General features: G+C 59.4%; 15 protein-coding genes. 6 read left to right on the top strand and 9 right to left on the bottom strand.

Translation table 11 applies throughout. The features are described from left to right. Positions 1–20: 20 nt before the first annotated feature. Complete coding sequence (arcD, locus tag BLU25_RS08845) at positions 21–1,448, bottom strand: arginine-ornithine antiporter (protein ID WP_029611554.1); 1,428 nt, start codon at positions 1,446–1,448, stop codon at positions 21–23. 454 nt (positions 1,449–1,902) lie between these two features. Here arcD (BLU25_RS08845) and arcD (BLU25_RS08840) point away from each other — a divergent pair, with 454 nt between their 5' ends. Then, a complete protein-coding gene (gene arcD, locus BLU25_RS08840; RefSeq protein WP_016782062.1) occupies positions 1,903–3,330 on the top strand; it encodes an arginine-ornithine antiporter in 1,428 nt (475 codons plus the stop codon). 152 nt (positions 3,331–3,482) lie between these two features. Here the strand turns inward: arcD (BLU25_RS08840) and BLU25_RS08835 are convergent, their stop codons facing one another. The 7 genes from BLU25_RS08835 to gap all read right to left on the bottom strand — a co-directional run bounded on the left by BLU25_RS08835 (position 3,483) and on the right by gap (position 10,625). After that, positions 3,483–3,884 (bottom strand): YbaN family protein, encoded by a 402-nt coding sequence (locus BLU25_RS08835; RefSeq protein ID WP_016782063.1) that lies wholly within the window; start codon positions 3,882–3,884, stop codon positions 3,483–3,485. 57 nt (positions 3,885–3,941) lie between these two features. Beyond that, complete coding sequence (locus tag BLU25_RS08830; protein ID WP_016782064.1) at positions 3,942–4,550, bottom strand: biliverdin-producing heme oxygenase; 609 nt, start codon at positions 4,548–4,550, stop codon at positions 3,942–3,944. A gap of 112 nt (positions 4,551–4,662) precedes the next feature. Then, complete coding sequence (locus BLU25_RS08825) at positions 4,663–7,260, bottom strand: TonB-dependent receptor (protein ID WP_016782065.1); 2,598 nt, start codon at positions 7,258–7,260, stop codon at positions 4,663–4,665. 120 nt (positions 7,261–7,380) lie between these two features. Continuing rightward, positions 7,381–8,349 carry a FecR family protein gene (locus tag BLU25_RS08820; RefSeq protein ID WP_016782066.1) on the bottom strand — a complete coding sequence of 323 codons (969 nt, stop codon included), beginning with the start codon at positions 8,347–8,349 and terminating at the stop codon, positions 7,381–7,383. Positions 8,350–8,400: 51 nt separating this feature from the next. After that, positions 8,401–8,919 carry an RNA polymerase sigma factor gene (locus tag BLU25_RS08815; RefSeq protein ID WP_029611555.1) on the bottom strand — a complete coding sequence of 173 codons (519 nt, stop codon included), beginning with the start codon at positions 8,917–8,919 and terminating at the stop codon, positions 8,401–8,403. Positions 8,920–9,154: 235 nt separating this feature from the next. Beyond that, positions 9,155–9,619 carry a methylglyoxal synthase gene (locus BLU25_RS08810; protein WP_016782068.1) on the bottom strand — a complete coding sequence of 155 codons (465 nt, stop codon included), beginning with the start codon at positions 9,617–9,619 and terminating at the stop codon, positions 9,155–9,157. A 4-nt stretch (positions 9,620–9,623) separates the two neighbouring features. Next, the gene (gene gap, locus BLU25_RS08805; protein WP_016782069.1) at positions 9,624–10,625 is read right to left on the bottom strand and encodes a type I glyceraldehyde-3-phosphate dehydrogenase; all 1,002 of its coding nucleotides are present in this window, start codon (positions 10,623–10,625) and stop codon (positions 9,624–9,626) included. Between the two features lie 209 nt (positions 10,626–10,834). On the opposite strand from gap, the gene edd reads away from it, so the two are divergent. From edd to BLU25_RS08785, 4 genes are all read left to right on the top strand, one after another. Continuing rightward, the gene (edd, locus tag BLU25_RS08800; protein WP_016782070.1) at positions 10,835–12,661 is read left to right on the top strand and encodes a phosphogluconate dehydratase; all 1,827 of its coding nucleotides are present in this window, start codon (positions 10,835–10,837) and stop codon (positions 12,659–12,661) included. Continuing rightward, complete coding sequence (locus BLU25_RS08795; RefSeq protein ID WP_016782071.1) at positions 12,658–13,614, top strand: glucokinase; 957 nt, start codon at positions 12,658–12,660, stop codon at positions 13,612–13,614. Before edd ends, BLU25_RS08795 begins: the two co-directional genes overlap by 4 nt. A 129-nt stretch (positions 13,615–13,743) precedes the next feature. Then, positions 13,744–14,475 (top strand): response regulator, encoded by a 732-nt coding sequence (locus tag BLU25_RS08790; protein ID WP_016782072.1) that lies wholly within the window; start codon positions 13,744–13,746, stop codon positions 14,473–14,475. After that, on the top strand, positions 14,465–15,925 hold the full coding sequence (locus BLU25_RS08785) for an ATP-binding protein (protein WP_029611556.1): 1,461 nt from the start codon (positions 14,465–14,467) through the stop codon (positions 15,923–15,925). Before BLU25_RS08790 ends, BLU25_RS08785 begins: the two co-directional genes overlap by 11 nt. Here the strand turns inward: BLU25_RS08785 and BLU25_RS08780 are convergent. Then, on the bottom strand, positions 15,894–16,541 hold the full coding sequence (locus BLU25_RS08780) for an AP2 domain-containing protein (RefSeq protein ID WP_083369601.1): 648 nt from the start codon (positions 16,539–16,541) through the stop codon (positions 15,894–15,896). The genes BLU25_RS08785 and BLU25_RS08780 overlap by 32 nt on opposite strands. Before the next feature lie 351 nt (positions 16,542–16,892). Here BLU25_RS08780 and BLU25_RS08775 point away from each other — a divergent pair, with 351 nt between their 5' ends. After that, entirely contained in the window at positions 16,893–18,182 is a 1,290-nt protein-coding gene (locus BLU25_RS08775; RefSeq protein ID WP_029611557.1) for an ABC transporter substrate-binding protein, read from the top strand. Positions 18,183–18,245 lie beyond the last annotated feature (63 nt).

Here is an 18,245-nt window from a genome sequence, read left to right as displayed (position 1 = left end):
CAAAGTACACAAACAGGTTGTTACAGGGTCAGGAAGCCGTCGTAGAGACCATAGGCAGCCACCAGGGCGCCGATCACGACTGCGGCAAAAATCACTTTCTCGATGTTGGTGAATACAGGTTGGCCACTTTCACGCTTGGCCTTGGCGAACAGAATCGCGCCAGGTGCGTACAGCAGGGCCGAGAGCAGCAGGTACTTGAGGCCGCCGGCATAGATCAGCCAGATGGCGTAGATCAGCGCGATACCGCCGATGATCAGGTCTTTCTTGCGCTCTGCCAGGGCGTTCTCGTAAGTCTCGGCGCGTACCGCCAGCAGGAAGCCGTAGGCTGCAGACCAGAGGTAAGGCACCAGGATCATCGAGGTCGCCAGGTAGATCAGCGACAGATAAGTACTGGCCGAGAACAGGGTGATGATCAGGAACAGTTGCACCATCGCGTTGGTCAGCCACAGGGCGTTGACCGGTACATGGTTGGCGTTTTCCTTTTTCAGGAAGGCCGGCATGGTGTGGTCCTTGGCCGCCGAGAACATGATCTCTGCGCACAGCAGTACCCAGGACAGCAGGGCACCCAGCAGCGAGATGATCAAGCCGACGCTGATCAGTACCGCACCCCAGTGACCGACCACATGCTCAAGCACGGCCGCCATCGAAGGGTTTTGCAGTTTTGCCAGTTCAGGCTGAGTCATGATGCCCAGCGACAGCACGTTCACCAGTACCAGCAACAGCAGCACGGTGATAAAGCCGATCACGGTGGCCCGACCCACGTCCGAACGTTTTTCGGCACGGGAAGAGAAGATGCTTGCGCCTTCGATACCGATGAACACCCATACGGTGACCAGCATCATGTTGCGCACCTGGTCCATCACGCTGCCCAGATCCGGGTTTTTCACGCCCCAGATGTCACTGGTGAAGATGTCCAGTTTGAACGCGAAGAGGGCAATCAGGATAAACAGCACCAGCGGCACGACCTTGGCAACGGTGGTTACCAGGTTGATGAACGCTGCTTCCTTGATCCCGCGCAGTACCAGGAAATGCACGGCCCAGAGCAGGATCGAGGCGCCGATGATGGCCGCCGGGGTGTTGCCTTCGCCGAAGATCGGGAAGAAGTAACCCAGGGTGCTGAAGAGCAGTACGAAGTAGCCGACGTTACCCAGCCAGGCACTGATCCAATACCCCCAGGCAGACGAGAAACCCATGTAATCGCCGAACCCGGCCTTGGCGTAGGCATACACGCCGCCGTCCAGGTCAGGTTTGCGATTGGCGAGGGTCTGGAACACAAAAGCGAGGGTCAACATACCGACTGCGGTAATTGCCCAACCGATCAGGATTGCACCGACATCAGCGCTGGCGGCCATGTTTTGTGGCAGCGAAAAAATACCGCCGCCAATCATTGAGCCGACTACCAGAGCAACCAACGCACCCAGTCGCAGTTTTCCAGGAGTATCAGACATTTGTAGTGACTCCAATCTAGGAGAAGTGAGGCTTCAAAGTTAAGTCCATTGATATTTAAGCCATTTGACATAGATCAGGGCATTACTACATTCCATTGTTGATAGAGCGGGGAAGGTCGCGATCACGCATTTTTATGACGCTTCCTGAAAGCCTTACTCCAGAGATGTTTTCAGGTATTAATACGTTCGTTACCCACGGTGTCGTGGGGATTGAAGCTAGCCAGTATTTCCAGATTTGCAAATGTCATCTTCAAGTTTCATGAACCCCTCCATGAAATTAAATCGTCACCTATATATGAACGGTTTTTTAGGTTTCAATAGGCAAAATGCTTATCAGGGAGCGCAGGCTTATTGCGTCGATCTATTAAACGTGTGGGGCGTGCATATATTTAGTCAGTGAACATCTGTAGCCTGATATTCATGAGTTTTAACTTGGCAGTTCGGCGAGGTGACGATGTCGCAACAGACGCAAAAGCTTAGGCTCAACGCCCTGATCGCGTTGGTTGTGGGTTCGATGATTGGCGGCGGGATTTTTTCGTTGCCACAAAATATCGCCGAGCATGCTGCCGGCGGTGCCGTGTTGATAGGTTGGGCAATCACCGCAGTGGGCATGCTGGCGCTGGCCTTTGTGTTCCAGACCTTGGCCAATCGCAAGCCGGAACTCGACTCGGGGGTGTATGCCTACGCCAAGGCGGGCTTTGGTGACTACATGGGCTTCTCGTCTGCCTGGGGGTACTGGATCAGTGCCTGGATGGGCAACGTCGGCTACTTCGTACTGCTCTTCAGCACCCTGGGCTATTTTTTTCCGGTGTTTGGCCAGGGCAACACGCCAATGGCCATCGGTTGCGCATCGTTGCTGCTGTGGGGCGTGCATTTCCTGGTGCTGCGCGGGATCAAGGAAGCGGCGTTTATCAACCAGTTGACCACCGTGGCCAAAATCGTCCCTATCGTGATGTTTATCGTGCTCACGGCGGTGGCCTTCAAGGCGGATATTTTCACCCGGGATTTCTGGGGTACACAAACGCCGAGCCTGGGCAGCGTGATGGACCAGGTGCGCAACATGATGCTGGTCACGGTCTTCGTATTTATCGGCATTGAAGGGGCCAGCGTGTATTCAGGGCGTGCAGAAAAGCGCTCGGATGTGGGCAAGGCTACGGTTATCGGCTTTCTTGGCGTACTGGCCCTGCTGGTGCTGGTGAACGTGCTGTCCCTGGGGATCATGAGTCAGCCTGAGCTGGCCAATCTGCAGAACCCGTCGATGGCCGGGGTACTCAAGCATGTGGTGGGGGAGTGGGGCGCGATCCTGATCAGTATCGGCCTGGCGATCTCGCTGTTGGGGGCGCTGCTGTCGTGGGCACTGCTGTGTGCCGAGATCCTCTATGCCACGGCGCGGGACAACACCATGCCGGCGTTCCTGAAAAAGGAAAACGCTAACCATGTGCCGGTCAATGCCCTGTGGCTGACCAACTCGATGATCCAGATTTTTCTGGTGATCACCCTGGTGTCTGCGGGCACCTACACCAGCCTGATCTACCTGGCGTCATCGATGATCCTGGTGCCGTACCTGTGGTCGGCCGCCTATGCGGTGTTGCTGTGCGTGAGGGGCGAGACCTACGAGCGGGCTGGCAGGCGGCGGGTCAAGGACCTGCTGGTGGGCGCTGTGGCACTGATCTATGCGATGTGGCTGCTGTATGCGGCGGGGCCCAAGTACTTGCTGCTCTCGGCGTTGCTGTATGCCCCGGGGGTTTTCTTCTTTGCCAAGGCCAAGCGCGAGCAGGGTCAAGTGCTGTTCAAGCCGTGGGAGAAGGTGATTTTCGCGATGGTGGTGATCACGGCAGTGGCGGCGGCGTATGCGCTGTATAGCGGGGCAATATCCTTGTGATGTGTCTTTCGTAGCAGCTGACGAGCGGAGCGAGGCTGCGTTCGGCGGCGAAGCCGTCGTAAATCAGGCAACTTCGTCGTGTCAGGTTAAAGCGGTATTCTGGTTTTACGATGGCTTCGCCGCCGGACGCAGCCTCGCAGGCTCGTCAGCTGCTACGAAGGGCTTGGCAAGCGCTCTGGCCGCGACCAGATCCACAGGTTACCCATGCTCATGCCGGCAATCGCCAGGAACACTGGCCAGTTGTGATCCAGCACATACAGCATCAACCCGGCACACAGCAGCATGCTCACGGTGGCGCTGATCTTGGCGTTGCGCTTGATGATCTTGCCGTTGCGCCAGTTGCTCAGGATCGGCCCGAACAGGCGGTGGTTCTCCAACCAGGCACTCAGGCGCGGGGAGCTTTTGGTCGCAGCCCAGGCGGCGAGCAGAATGAATTCGGTAGTGGGCAGGCCGGGAATCACGATGGCGATCAGGCCAATGCCCAGGCTCACATAAGCCAGCAAGCCGAACAGGATTCGGGCGATTTTCGACGAAGATCGGGTTTGGCGGGTCATAAGCTCAGGACGCATAAAAGGACACCCGACCAGCGTGCGCTGGCCGGGCCTGTCAGCTTAAGCCAGTTCTGGCTGAGCAGCGTAGGCGTGTTCCAGTAATACGGTAAAACGCTCAAAGGCCGCTACTGCACCTTTGTCGAGGTCGGCTTCTTCTTCGGCAGTCAGTTCCAGGCCGTCGAGGGTGCGGATAAAGCTTTTCCAGCCTTCGGCACGGCCACCGGCAGGCTCGCCCAGGTGACGGGCACCGAAGGTGTCGCTCAGGCCCAGGCCCACGGCACGCTTGATCAGGAACGCAGCGCCCAGCTTGGAACCCTCGGATACGAAGATCCAGCCCAGGGCTTCGGCCTTGCTTGGCGCGTTGACTGCACCGGCAACCGGGGCAGGCACTTCGGTGTTGAGGTCAGCCAGGTCGGCCTTGGCTTGCTCGGCGCGGCAGCGCTCTGGCAGGTCAGGGACGATTTGTTTCAGGGCCGGGTCGGTGTACAGCGCCTTGAGTTCCGACTGGAACAGGTACTGGGCCACGACAAAGCGGGCGAAGCTGGCCACGTCATCAAATGGCTTGTGTGCCTTGACCAGTGCGTCGAGCTTTTGATGCGGCTCGTTGGTGATCTGGTTCAGACGTTGGGAACGCAAGGCCGGGCGTGATGCGGAATCAGCAGTGGTCATGAAAATATCCTTGAGAATGAGATGCGCTTTGTAACTAGACGATCAGGAAGACGCATCACAGTAAAAAATCCTCACTGCGCAGAGCAAAAGCCTGCGCAATGAGATGGGTCGATCAGATATCCCATACCAGGTTGATCGAGAAGTTGCGGCCCGGAGCCGTCAAGCGCTCCATATTGGCCGGGTTCAGCACGCCGGCTTCACCCACGCTGTCGTAGCCGCGCACGTCATCCCAGTTCCAGTATTTCTTGTCGGTCAGGTTGTACAGGCCGGCGTTGACGGTGACGTCCTTGGTGACTTTATAGAAGCCGGTCAGGTCGACGACGCCATAGCCCGGCGACTTGAACTGCTTGCTGGTGCCATCGGGGGCGAAGTAGCTGGTGTCGTCAACCTGATCCTTGCTCTTGACCAGGGTCCAGCTCACCAGTGCGCCGTAGTTCTGCTGCTCGTAGCCCAGGCCCATGACGGCGGTCAGCGGGTTGACGCTGTTGATCGGCTGGCCGGTGTCTTCGTTGCGGCCGTGGGCATAAGCCACCGAACCACGGGTGTAGAGGCCCTGTGGCGCGCCGAAAGCGTCCAGGTTCAAGCGGCCCTTGACCTCGGCACCCTTGATGGTGGCGTGCTTGATGTTGTTGGCCTGGAACTTGAGATCGTCGTAACCGGGGGTGATGGCATCTTCATTGATGAAGTCGCGGTATTTGTTATAGAACACCGCCACGTCGAAGGAGCCAGCGTCAAAGTTGCCGCGCAGGCCGGTCTCGTAGCTTTTGCTTTTTTCCGGTTCCAGGTCCGGGTTCGGCTCTACCGAGTAGCCCGCCTGCAGGTTGTCAAAGCGGCCATACAGCGCCTTGGCGGTCGGGGTGCGGAAACCCTCGGCGTACTGGCCGTACCAGGTGTAGTTGTCGTTGAACGCGTAAGTGATGCCCAGTTTTGGCGACAGGCGATGCCAGGTTTTGTCGTCATCGCTGACGGTGCCTTTCTGGTCGCTGTTGACGGTGTTGAGGAATTCCTGGGTGATATGCGGCGTCAGCTTGGTGTAGTCGTAGCGCAGGCCCGGCATAAAGGTCCAGTTGTTCCAGCTGATCTGGTCCTGGGCGAACAGGCTGTAGGTGTTGATGGTCGGGTCCGGGAAGTCGCTGGACTTGACCAGATAGTCTTTCGGGCTGTCGGCGCCTACGGCGGTGCAACCACTGCCGACGGCCAGGCAGGTGCCCGAGCCGCTGCGCGAACCGGTGACTTTCTGGTGCTTGATAGTGGCACCGTAGGTCAGCAGGTGATCGGTGTCAGCAATATGGAAAGCCTTGTCTGCCTGGGCATCCAGGACCCACGTTTTTTCTTCGTAGGTAGTGTTGCGCGAACGCATCACATGACGGCTGAAGGGGAAGTAGTCTTCCAGGGTGTTCTGGTCAGTCTTGGCGATCTGGTAGTTCAGGCTCCACTTGAAGTGGTCAGCCACGGCGGTGTCCAGCGCCATGCTGTTTTCCAGGCCGAAACGCTCGCGGCTGATGGTGTCCTTGCCGTTGCGCGACAGGTACATGCCCAGCGGCTGGCCATTGTTGAACGGGCCACCGACCGCGCTTTTTTCATTGATGTCGAGGCGGTCCTTGTACTTCTCGTAAGTGAAGCCCAGACGGTCGTCATCGTTGTAGTTCCAGCCCAGCTTGGCCAGTACGTTGGTGGTTTTCGTGTCTTCCGGGTTGGCCGCGGTGCGGGACAGGCCGGTGCCGCCGTGATCGCCGTAGGACTCGGTTTCATGGCCGTCGCGCTGGCTCAGGTGCAGCAGGCCGTCGAAGTCGCCGGAGCGGCCGGCCACGGTACCGGATTTCAGCCAGCTGCGATCGGCCGAGCTGTAGCCGGCCTTGAGGCGGGCGCCGACGTCCTGGCCCGGCTTGATGATGTCATTGGGGTCGAGGGTGAAGTAGCTGACGGCGCCGCCGATGGCATTGCTGCCGTACAGCACGGACGCCGGGCCACGCAGGATTTCGACGCGCTTGATGATTTCCGGGTCGACGTAGTTGCGCTGGGTCTTGGCGTACGGGCCGTTGAAGAACGAGTTGGGGATCTCGACGCCGTCCACCTGGGTCAGGATCCGGTCGCCGTCGATGCCGCGGATGTTGTAGTTGCTGATGCCGCCACGCTGGCCGGCGCCGCCTACCGAGACACCCGGCTCATAGCGCACCAGGTCCTTGATGGTGTTGACGTTATCGCGGTCCATATCCTGGCGGTCATGGACGGTAATGGTGCTGGGCACCGAGTTAACGTCCTGCTCCTGGCGGGTGGCGCTGATGGTCACTTGTTGCAGGGCCAGGGTGCCGGTGGAGCTGCTGCGCTTTTCCAGCACGATATTGTTGCTGGCCAGTTTGCGGTAGCCCAGGTTGGTGCCGATCAACAGGCGGTCCAGGGCTTTTTCCGGGGTAAGCGAGCCGCGTACACCGGGCGAGGACACATTCTGCGCCAGCTCTGCCGGCAGGCCGACCTGCCAGCCGGTGACAGCGCTGAAGTCATTCAGGGCAGAGGCCAGTGGCTGCTGGGAGATCGCAAACTTGTAATTGCCCACGGAGCGCGTCGCCGGCTGCTCATCGGTCGCCGCCAGGACTGGAGCCGCCTGTACACCGGCCAGAAGCATGGCGGCGGTCAACAACGACAACGTGCACTGCTGCAAACCGCCCTTGCGGGCGTTGGATGAGGTCCGGCTGTTGAAACGAGTGGGCATTGATAGCGCTCCGTGGTGAACGAATCTTTTATAGTTGCGAAGCTGACTCAAAATGCGAATCAGTTGCATTGACTACAACGAGACGTATGACCTTAGGCTATCGAGTAAAAAAACCTACTTTTAATTAAGAATTACCAAAGCCGGAAATTCTGAAAGGCTACTTGAGGTGATGTGGGCCAGTGAACGGACGATATCCAGCGGCTGATCCAGCCGGTAGTTGCCGGTGACTGCCACGTTGGCGAGTTTGTCGTTGTTGTTGACGATCCAGCCGGGGTAGTAGCGCCGCACTTCGTCCAGCACCTTGCCCATCGGGCAGTTTTCAAACACCAGGCGCCCCTGTACCCAGGCCAGGTCGGTCTGGGGGTTGAGCCGGGCGGTCTTGCTGAAGCCGTTGGGGCCAATGCGCACGCTGTTACCGGCCGAGAGGCGCATTTGTGCGCCGGCACTATTGACCCGTAAATCGACATCGCCGCGTTGCACCCGCACCTGCGCCTCGCCGTTGAGGTAGCTCACCGCAAAGGCGGTGTCGCGCACGCTGACGCGCACGGGGCCGGCGTCGAGTACCAGCGGGAACTCCAGATCGGCGGGGATCTCGAAGTACGCTTCGCCCTGATACAGGCGCGCGCTGCTCTGGGCATTGACCACCTTGCTGGAAAACGCCGAGTTGGTGTTAAGCAGCACTTTGGAGCCGTCTTCAAGTTGCAGGCGCTGACGCTCGCCCACCACGGTCAGGTGATCGGCTTGCAGGCGTAACGGGACATTGCTGTAGCTGCCGACGCTGATAATCACCACTGCGGCGGTTGCCAGGTGCTTCCAGTGCCGCCCGATGCGCCGCAGCAGGCTGGGCGTGCGGCGGATTTGCAGGTTTTGCGCGGCGGCCAAAAGCGGTTCGCCGTTCCAGATCGCGTTGGCCTTGGCAAAGGCCTGGGCATGGGCAGGGTCGGCATTGAGCCAGGTTTCGAAGGCGCGCTTTTGTTCGTCGCTCGCACACTCAAGGGTAATCAGCCAGTCCAGAGCCTGATCCATGGCGCTGTCCTGCAGCACGTCGTGCGCCAGTTCTGGCACGGCAGATTTGTGAGTGTCCGTCACGGATGTTCCTTGGCAGTTTCAGAGCGTTCTTACAGGCATCGCCGGTCAAGGTTAAGGGCGATTGAGTCTGTCGGCTACCCCGATGCAGATTGCCATGATCAGTTTGAGTTCCTTTTGAACCGTGCTCAAGGAAACGTCAAGCTCTTCGGCAATCTCTTGATAACTGCAGCCGTGCAGGCGGCTGAGGATGAAAATCCGTTGTTGACGGGCGCTTAACTGGCTCAGGCTCACACTCAGGCGCTCCAGCAATTGCGCGGCTTGATGGGCTTCTTCGGGGGTGCTGAGGGGGGAGGCAACGCCTTCGATAACCTCGCTGGGCACATCTTCGACCACGGTGCGTGACTGGATGCGCCGGGCGCGCAGGTGGTCCAGTGCCAGATTGCGTGCGGTCTGGAACACAAAGGGCTCAAGGTGCTCGACGGTACGCTCGCTCAAGGCCCGGGTTACGCGCAGGTAAGTCTCCTGCAGCAGGTCTTCGGCGGTGCTGTGGTTGTTGACCATCCGCTCCAGCGTGCGCAGCAGGGATACCCGTTGGGTAAGGAAGACTTGATTGAAGTGGGACTGGCTCACAGTGCTACCCGACCGATTTTGAGCGAATGATAATGCTTATCATCTGTGCTATTGGTCAAGTAATGTTTTGCAAAGCTGTGATTATCTTGTAGCAGCTGCCGAAGGCTGCGTTCGGTTGCGAAGCGACCGTAAATCCTGAATGCACGGTATGTCTGAACCACCGCATAACATGATTCCACGACTGCATCGCAGCCGGACGCAGCCTTCGGCAGCTGCTACACAATAGATGCCAGATTCAGGCACGGCCCTTGAGGTACGCGCTGTAGTCCGGGATGCGGTGTTCGTGGGGCTGGCTCATCAAAGGGCTGCTGAGCAGGTAGTCGGCGCTGCATTCATTGCACGCCACGGGGATGTTCCACACTGCCGCAACCCGCAGCAATGCCTTGATGTCCGGGTCGTGGGGCTGGGGCTCAAACGGATCCCAGAAGAACACCAGCATGTCGACCCGCTGCTCGGCGATCCGCGCCCCCACTTGCTGATCGCCGCCCAGGGGGCCGCTGATCATGCTTTCGATCGGCAACCCCAGGCGCTGGCCCAGCAGCAGCCCGGTGGTGCCGGTGGCGCACAGGTCATGCTGGCTGAGCTGCGCTTTATGGCGCTCGGCCCAGTCCAGCAAAAAGCCCTTGCAGTGATCATGGGCCACCAGGGCGATGCGCTTGCGCGCCGCCAGGGTGGCCGTGGTGAAGCTGATACCGATCATCGCGTCACTCCGCGTTGTGCAGCGCCAGGCAGTTATCAAGCATGCGGTTGGAGAAGCCCCACTCGTTGTCGTACCAAGCCAGCACTTTAAGCAGCTTGCCACTGACTTTGGTGTGATTGGCATCGAAAATCGACGACAGCGGGTTGTGGTTGAAGTCGCTCGATACCAGCGGCAGGGTGTTGTAACCCAGTACTTTGGAGTGCTGGCCGGCTTCCTTGAACAGCGCGTTGACTTCAGCTGCGGTGGTTTCGCGCTTGAGTTCAATGGTCAGGTCGACCAGCGACACGTTGATCACCGGTACCCGCACGGCCATGCCGGTGAGCTTGCCGGCGAGTTCGGGCAATACCAGGCCCACGGCTTCGGCGGCGCCGGTTTTGCTCGGGATCATGTTCTGGGTGGCCGAACGTGCGCGGTACGGATCCGAGTGGTAGACGTCGGTCAGGTTCTGGTCATTGGTGTAGGCATGGATGGTGGTCATCAGGCCGTTTTCAATGCCGAACTCGCGGTGCAGGATTTGCGCCACCGGTGCCAGGCAGTTGGTGGTGCAGGAAGCATTGGAAATAATTTGATGGGATTGGCGCAGAATGTCGTGGTTGACACCGTAGACCACCGTCGCATCGGCATTTTTGCCGGGAGCGGAGATAATCACCTTACGGGCGCCAGCGGTAATATGCGCTTGTGCCTTGCTGCGTTCAGTGAACAAACCTGTGCATTCAAACACCACATCGATGTTCAGTGCCGCCCACGGAAGTTCGGCCGGATTGCGAATGGCGGTCACGCTGATGCGGTCACCATTGACGGTCAGGCTTTCCTGATCGTGTTCGACATTGGCGTCGAACGTGCCATGAACCGTGTCGTATTTGAGCAGATGGGCATTGATCGTACTGTCACCCAGATCGTTGATGGCGACGATCTGCAGGTCCTGACGGTAGCCTTGGGTATACAGTGCGCGCAGGACGTTACGGCCGATACGGCCAAAACCATTGATTGCGATTCGTAGAGTCATGGAAAGCGCCTGCCATCGATTTGTTGTTGGAATTACAAGATTATTCGCATAAAAATAGAAAACAAGCCATTTAAGTGGCAATATTTTGTTTTATCTACAACGAGTGACCTGAATCAACGGGTCCGAATGATTGAAGTCGCTCCCCGGAGCCCTTCGGTCAGCATAGGACACGCACAGGTCGCCACATCCGTTAGCCTGGAGTTCAACACATGCATCCCCGCGTTCTTGAAGTCACCGAGCGTCTTATTGCCCGCAGTCGTGCCACCCGCGAGGCGTATCTGGCGCTTATTCGTGGCGCTGCCGGCGACGGCCCGCAACGCGGCAAGCTGCAATGCGCGAACTTCGCCCACGGCGTGGCAGGGTGTGGCACTGAAGATAAAAACAGCCTGCGGATGATGAACGCGGCCAACGTGGCAATTGTTTCGTCATATAACGACATGCTCTCGGCGCATCAGCCGTACGAGCACTTTCCAGAACAAATCAAAAAAGCCCTGCGTGAAATTGGCTCCGTGGGTCAGTTTGCAGGTGGCACGCCAGCCATGTGTGACGGCGTGACCCAGGGTGAGCCGGGCATGGAACTGAGCTTGCTGAGCCGTGAAGTGATTGCCTTGTCCACGGCCGTGGCGCTTTCCCACAACATGTTCGATGCAGCGCTGATGCTGGGTATTTGCGACAAGATCGTGCCGGGCCTGCTGATGGGCGCACTGCGTTTTGGTCACTTGCCGACCATCTTTGTGCCGGGCGGGCCGATGCCGTCGGGCATTTCCAACAAGGAAAAAGCCGACGTGCGTCAGCGCTACGCCGAAGGCAAGGCCAGCCGCGAAGAGCTGCTGGAATCGGAGATGAAGTCCTACCACAGCCCCGGCACCTGCACGTTCTACGGCACCGCCAACACCAACCAGTTGCTGATGGAAGTCATGGGCCTGCATTTGCCGGGCGCCTCTTTCGTTAATCCTTACACACCGTTGCGTGATGCGCTGACGCGCGAAGCCGCCCATCAGGTTACCCGTCTGACCAAGCAAAACGGCGATTTCATGCCGCTGGGCGAGATCGTGGACGAGCGTTCGCTGGTCAACTCCATCGTGGCATTGCACGCCACCGGCGGCTCGACCAACCACACCCTGCACATGCCGGCGATTGCCATGTCGGCGGGTATCCAGCTGACCTGGCAGGACATGGCCGACTTGTCCGAGGTGGTGCCGACCCTGTCCCACGTGTACCCGAACGGCAAGGCCGATATCAACCACTTCCAGGCCGCTGGCGGCATGGCGTTCCTGATTCGCGAACTGCTGGAAGCCGGTCTGCTCCACGAAAACGTCAACACGGTGGCGGGCTATGGCCTGAGCCGCTACACCCGCGAACCGTTCCTGGTGGATGGCGAACTGGTCTGGCGCGAAGGCCCGATTGAAAGCCTCGACGAGTCGATCCTGCGCCCGGTAGCCCGTGCGTTCTCTGGCGAGGGTGGCCTGCGAGTCATGGAAGGCAACCTGGGCCGTGGCGTGATGAAGGTTTCGGCGGTCGCGCCGGAGCATCAGATCGTCGAAGCCCCGGCGCGGGTGTTCCAGGACCAGCAGCAACTGGCCGATGCGTTCAAGGCCGGCGAGCTGGAGCACGACTTTGTGGCCGTGATGCGTTTTCAGGGGCCGCGTTCTAACGGCATGCCCGAGCTGCACAAGATGACGCCGTTTCTGGGTGTGTTGCAGGACCGCGGCTTCAAAGTGGCACTGATTACCGACGGGCGGATGTCAGGCGCGTCGGGCAAGATCCCGGCAGCCATTCATGTCAGCCCCGAGGCTTCGATTGGCGGCGCGCTGGCGCGGGTTCAGGACGGCGACATGATTCGCGTGGACGGGGTAAAAGGTACGTTGCAACTGCTGGTGGATGAGGCAGAATTTGCCGCACGCACCCCGGCTGTCGGCACGCTGGATAATGCCGTCGGCACCGGGCGTGAGTTGTTTGCGTTTATGCGTCAGGCCTTCAGTTCGGCCGAGCAGGGCGCGAGCACCTTTACCTCGTCCCTGGAAAACCTCAAATGAAGCTCGCTCTGGTCGGTGATATTGGCGGTACCAACGCACGTTTTGCGTTGTGGGAAAACGACCAGCTGCATTCGGTCAGTGTGTTGCCCACGGCAGACTTCGCCTGCCCGGAAGATGCCATCAAGCTGTACCTGGACACGCTGCAACTGGCCCCGGGCTCTGTAGGCTCGGTGTGCCTGTCGGTTGCCGGCCCGGTGAGTGGCGATGAGTTCCGCTTTACCAACAACCATTGGCGCTTGAGCCGTTCGGGCTTTTGCCAGGCGCTGCACATCGACAATCTGCTGCTGATCAACGACTTTAGTGCGATGGCCCTGGGCATGACCCGCCTGCAGCCCGAAGACGTACGCCAGGTTTGCCCGGGCATTGTCGACCCGACGCGTCCGGCGGTCGTGATCGGGCCGGGCACCGGGCTGGGGGTGGGCACCTTGCTCAACCTCGGCGAGGGCCAGTTTATGGCCTTGCCGGGGGAGGGCGGGCACGTTGACCTGCCCATGAGCAACCCGCGTGAAGTGCAGTTGTGGCAGCACATCTACAATGAGATCGGCCATGTCAGTGCCGAGAGCATTTTGAGCGGCAGCGGCCTGCCGCGGGTCTATCGGGCGATTTGTGCGGTGGATGGCCATACGCCGGTACTGGACAGTGACCGCGCCATTACCGCTGCTGCTTTGGCGGGTGATCCTGTGGCGCTGCAGGTTCTGGAGCATTTCAGTTGCTGGCTGGGGCGTGTGGCGGGCAACAATGTGCTGACCATTGGCGGGCGTGGCGGGGTGTATATCGTCGGTGGTGTGATTCCACGGTTTGCCGATATCTTCCTGGCCAGTGGTTTTGCCCGCAGTTTTGCCGACAAGGGCTGCATGAGTGACTACCTCAAGGGTATTCCGGTGTGGCTGGTGACGGCACCTTACCCTGGCCTGATCGGCGCAGGGGTGGCGTTGCAGCAGGCGTTTGGCTGATAGCAGCGCTTTTACTGTGGGAGCGGGCTTGCCCGCGATTCAGACGCTGCGGTCTGTCAGGTAAGCCTCTGCGGTTCCATCGCGAGCAAGCCCGCTCCCACAGGGGTTATAACAATAAGGAACACCACTGTGAGCACACCCGGCAAATCCATTTTGCTGGTCGATGATGACCAGGAAATTCGAGAGCTTCTTGATATCTATCTCACCCGCGCCGGTTTTCAGGTGCGCACTGTGGGCGATGGTGGCGGTTTTCGCGAAGCACTGGACAGCGCGGCGAGCGATCTGCTGATCCTCGATGTCATGTTGCCCGATGAAGACGGTTTCAGCCTGTGCCGCTGGGTGCGCCAGCATCCGCGCTTTGCCCAGGTCCCGATTATCATGCTGACCGCCAGTTCCGACGAAGCCGACCGCATCATCGGCCTGGAGCTGGGCGCCGACGATTACCTGGGCAAGCCCTTCAGCCCGCGTGAATTGCTGGCGCGGATCAAGGCGTTATTGCGCAGGGCGCAATTTGCCGCTCCGGCCTCGGGCAACGAAGTGCTGGCTTTTGAAGAGTGGCGGCTCAATACCGTCACCCACCGGCTGTTCCACACCGATGGCGAAGAGGTGATCCTGTCGGGGGCCGATTTCGCCCTGCTCAAGCTGTTTCTGGACAACCCCCAGCAGATTCTCGATCGCGATACCATCGGCAATGCCACCCGTGGGCGTGAGCTGATGCCCCTCGATCGCATCGTCGACATGGCGGTCAGCCGCTTGCGCCAGCGCCTGCGCGACACCGACAAGCCTCCTCGGCTGATCCGCACCATTCGCGGCAGCGGTTATCAGCTGGCGGCCCAGGTCTCGACCGCCAATGAGCTTTAAACCCCTGCGCCAATGGCATATGCCACGCTCACTGCTGGGGCGCATGTTATTGCTCACCTTGCTGGCCATTTTGCTGGCGCAAACCCTGTCGAGTGCCATCTGGCTGTCGCAGTTGCGCACCACCCAGCTCGAAGGCCTGGTCAACAGTGCGCGTAGCATGGCGCACTCGATGAACGCCACCGTGACCTATTTGCGTTCCTTGCCGCTGGCCTATCGCCCGCTGGTGTTGGACCAGCTGCGCAGCATGGGCGGTACGCGGTTTGTTGTCAGCCTCAATGACAAGCCGCTGGACATGCAGGTGTTGCCGATCACCCAGCGCAAGCAAGCGGTGCTGGATGCGGTGGATCAGGTGTTGCGCGAGGCCGTGGGGCCCAATGTCGATATGTCGGTAAGATTTGTCAGCCCCCAGGACCTGCGGATTTTCAATGCCGGCCTCAAGCTCGACGAGCTGCCCCGTTCCTGGGCGCACTTTGCCTTGACCCTGGAGCCGGTCAACCCGCCGGTACTGGTGACGCAAATCCAGATGGTGCCCGGAGAGTGGTTGTATATCGCCTCCCTGCTGCCCCAGCCCTATACCAGCCTTGAAGAAGAAGGGCTGCCCGCGCTGCAGGTGTGGTTTATTGTGCTCAGCAGTGTTTTTTTACTGCTGTTCATCGGCCTGCTGGTGCACTGGCAAAGCCGCCCGCTCAAGCGTCTGGCCCGGGCTGCCCGGGATATGTCGCTGGGCGAGGACGAGGTCAAGCCGGTCGAGGTGGGCGGGGGCAGCGAAGTGGTTGAGGTGGGGCGTGCCCTTAACACCATGCGTGCCCGCATCAGCCGCTACCTGACGGAGCGCAGCCAGTTGTTCAGCGCCATTTCCCATGACCTGCGCACGCCCATCACCCGCCTGCGCCTGCGCGTCGAGCTGCTGGAAGACGAGCAACTGCAATACAAGTTCGGCCGTGATCTGGATGAGCTGGAAATGCTGGTCAAGGGCGCGCTGCAATGCGTGAAAGACACCGATATTCACGAAAATATCGAGCCTGTGGACTTGAATCACCTGCTCGATTGTTTGATCGAACCTTATTTGCGCCCCCAGGGGAATGGTCGCGTGACGCTACAAGGGCGAGCCTTGCGCCCTTATCCCGGCAAACCTCTGGCGCTGCGGCGCTGCATGGGCAACCTGATCGACAACGCGCTCAAGTACGGCAAAAACGCCCACTTGCGGATCGATGACAATGAGCAGGCGTTTGTGCTCACCGTTGACGATGAGGGGCCAGGGGTGCCCGAGCAACGTCTGGAGCAGGTCTTTGAACCGCACTTTCGCCTGGCCGGACAACAACAGGGTTACGGCCTGGGGCTGGGGATTGCCCGCAGCATTGCCCATAGCCACGGCGGCGAAGTCAGTTTGCAAAACCTGCGCGCCGGCGGGTTGCGGGTTACTTTGCACTTGCCGCGAAATGGCGATTGATCGACAGGCTGGCCTGCTCGGGGCTGATGGGCAGCAGGGGCTCCTGATGGGGGCTTGAGCACTTTTCAATCGCCGGTTTGGCCGGGCGGGGTGTGTTCATGGCGGCATTGATCCGGTTTTCGCGCACGCGCCTGCTGGTCTGGCTGAAGTGCTGTTGCAGCTTTTTCATCGCCACGTCATAGGGCTCGTTGCACAGGCTCAGTTGTCGCTCACGCTCTTGCAGCGCCAGCTGTTTGGCCTGCTCCTCGCCATAACGATCTACACGAAAGCTCTTGCTCAGGTTGTAGCCGTGAATCCGGGTGGTCGCGCGCCAGTAGTCAATATGGTTGGACTGCACCCGGTAGACCCCCGGGTGGCCGCTGGTGTTGTGGGGCATCAGGCGCTGGCGGCTTTCGTAGCTGAACACCTGGGGCATTTTCAGCACCAGTTGGTTACGCAGGCTTTCGGCCGCTTCCAGGGCTGCGGCCTCGCCGCCGTAGTCGGCGAAGTTGAACAGGTGGATATGCACTTTGCCTGAGCGCTGAATATCCAGTTTCCAGGCGTAGGGGCAACCGTCGTGGTGTTTGAGCAGGCAAATAAAGCAGTGGTTGCGGGGCGCAGCCTGATGTTTTGGCATGAGTCTCATCTCCTGATGGGGACCTGCATCCGTTCTTGAATTGTGGCGACGTGTTGCAGACTCGCTGAAGTTATTTTCAGGTTCAACGTGGGAAAACGACTTCGGGATGCGTCCTACATGCAACGCGGAAATTGCTTTGCCAGGTTGTAGGCACCGCTTCAGGGGTTTTGAGAATGCACATCTGGACTCAGTCGAAGTATTTTTGGAACCAGGGGCTCGCCGAGCCGCTATGTCACCAGCTTGTGACATTTGCCCGTCTGTTCGTTACGCGCGGGCCGCCCCTGATGGATAAACTCTTTGGCAGCGCAAGCAAAAGACTTGCACAGCTATAACAACAAGAAAGGTCTCGACATGAATTCATTCAATCGCCTCGCCGTTGTCATTTCGCTTGCCACACTGTTCCCCCTGGGTGCTTATGCTGCCGCCCCTGCCGACTCCAAAGGCACGGTTGAAGTGGTGCATTGGTGGACATCCGGTGGTGAAGCCAAAGCGGTTGATGTACTGAAAAAACTGATCGAAAAAGACGGTTACACCTGGCAGGACAGCGCTGTAGCCGGCGGTGGCGGTGCTGCGGCCATGACCGTGCTCAAGACCCGCGCCGTATCGGGCAACCCGCCGTCAGCGGCACAGATCAAGGGCCCCGACTTGCAGGAGTGGGGCGCACTGGGTTTGTTGACCAACCTCGATGAGGTGTCCAAGGCCAATAACTGGGACGCGATGCTGTCCAAGACCGTATCCGACACCATGAAATATAACGGCCACTATGTGGCGGTGCCGGTGAACATCCACCGGGTGAACTGGTTGTGGATCAACCCTGAAGTGTTCAAAAAGGCCGGTATCGACAAGGCTCCTGCCACCCTTGACGAACTTTTTGCTGCGGGCGACAAGCTCAAGGCCGCCGGCTTTATCCCCCTGGCCCACGGTGGCCAGCCCTGGCAGGACAGCACGGTGTTTGAAGACCTGGTGCTGAGCGTCATGGGCCCTGAAGGCTACAAAAAAGCCTTCGTCGACCTTGATGAAAAAACCCTTACCGGCCCGCAGATGGCTGAAGTGTTCAGTAACCTGAAAAAGCTTCAGGGCTATATGGACCCTGATGGCACTGGCCAGGACTGGAACCTGGAAGCGGCCAAGGTGATCAACGGCAAGGCCGGTATGCAGATCATGGGCGACTGGGCGAAAAGCGAATGGGCGGCGGCGGGCAAAAAGGCCGGCACTGATTTCGAGTGCGTGCCGTTCCCGGGCACCCAGGGCAGCTTCACCTACAACATCGATTCGCTGGCAATGTTCAAGCTCTCGGCGAAAAACAACACGCCGGGCAATATCGCCGCGCAGAACGACGTGGCCAAAGTCGCGCTTGAGCCTGAATTCCAGTACGTGTTCAACCAGAACAAGGGCTCGATCCCGGTTCGCAGTGACCTGGACATGAGCAAGTTCGACAGCTGTGCCCAGGCCTCCGCCAAAGACTTCGCCGAAGCCGGCAAAACCCACGGCCAGTTGCCGAGCATGGCGCATAACATGGCCACCTCGCTGGCAGTGCAGGGCGCGATTTTCGACACGGTGAGCAACTTTATGAGCGACAAGAATGCTGATCCGGCCACGGCCGGGAAAAAGCTCTACTCGGCCATCAAGTCGGCACAGTAATTCGTTGAGCTGACCCGCCACGCCTTGCGCGTGGCTCCCCCCTTGTCCCTGGTTGTGCGGCAT

Origin of the sequence: Pseudomonas fragi (genome assembly GCF_900105835.1) — a bacterium.
In the GTDB taxonomy this organism is placed as follows: domain Bacteria; phylum Pseudomonadota; class Gammaproteobacteria; order Pseudomonadales; family Pseudomonadaceae; genus Aquipseudomonas; species Aquipseudomonas fragi.
Note: the sequence above shows the minus strand (reverse complement) of the source record. Positions and strands in the feature narration are given on the sequence as shown.

What these genes read in the sequence shown, in the direction of transcription:
- arcD (WP_029611554.1), bottom strand. Translation starts at nt 1,448, where the DNA reads ATGTCTGATACTCCTGGAAAACTGCGACTGGGTGCGTTGGTTGCTCTG.
- arcD (WP_016782062.1), top strand. Translation starts at nt 1,903, where the DNA reads ATGTCGCAACAGACGCAAAAGCTTAGGCTCAACGCCCTGATCGCGTTG.
- BLU25_RS08835 (WP_016782063.1), bottom strand. Translation starts at nt 3,884, where the DNA reads ATGACCCGCCAAACCCGATCTTCGTCGAAAATCGCCCGAATCCTGTTC.
- BLU25_RS08830 (WP_016782064.1), bottom strand. Translation starts at nt 4,550, where the DNA reads ATGACCACTGCTGATTCCGCATCACGCCCGGCCTTGCGTTCCCAACGT.
- BLU25_RS08825 (WP_016782065.1), bottom strand. Translation starts at nt 7,260, where the DNA reads ATGCCCACTCGTTTCAACAGCCGGACCTCATCCAACGCCCGCAAGGGC.
- BLU25_RS08810 (WP_016782068.1), bottom strand. Translation starts at nt 9,619, where the DNA reads ATGATCGGTATCAGCTTCACCACGGCCACCCTGGCGGCGCGCAAGCGC.
- gap (WP_016782069.1), bottom strand. Translation starts at nt 10,625, where the DNA reads ATGACTCTACGAATCGCAATCAATGGTTTTGGCCGTATCGGCCGTAAC.
- edd (WP_016782070.1), top strand. Translation starts at nt 10,835, where the DNA reads ATGCATCCCCGCGTTCTTGAAGTCACCGAGCGTCTTATTGCCCGCAGT.
- BLU25_RS08795 (WP_016782071.1), top strand. Translation starts at nt 12,658, where the DNA reads ATGAAGCTCGCTCTGGTCGGTGATATTGGCGGTACCAACGCACGTTTT.
- BLU25_RS08785 (WP_029611556.1), top strand. Translation starts at nt 14,465, where the DNA reads ATGAGCTTTAAACCCCTGCGCCAATGGCATATGCCACGCTCACTGCTG.
- BLU25_RS08780 (WP_083369601.1), bottom strand. Translation starts at nt 16,541, where the DNA reads ATGCCAAAACATCAGGCTGCGCCCCGCAACCACTGCTTTATTTGCCTG.
- BLU25_RS08775 (WP_029611557.1), top strand. Translation starts at nt 16,893, where the DNA reads ATGAATTCATTCAATCGCCTCGCCGTTGTCATTTCGCTTGCCACACTG.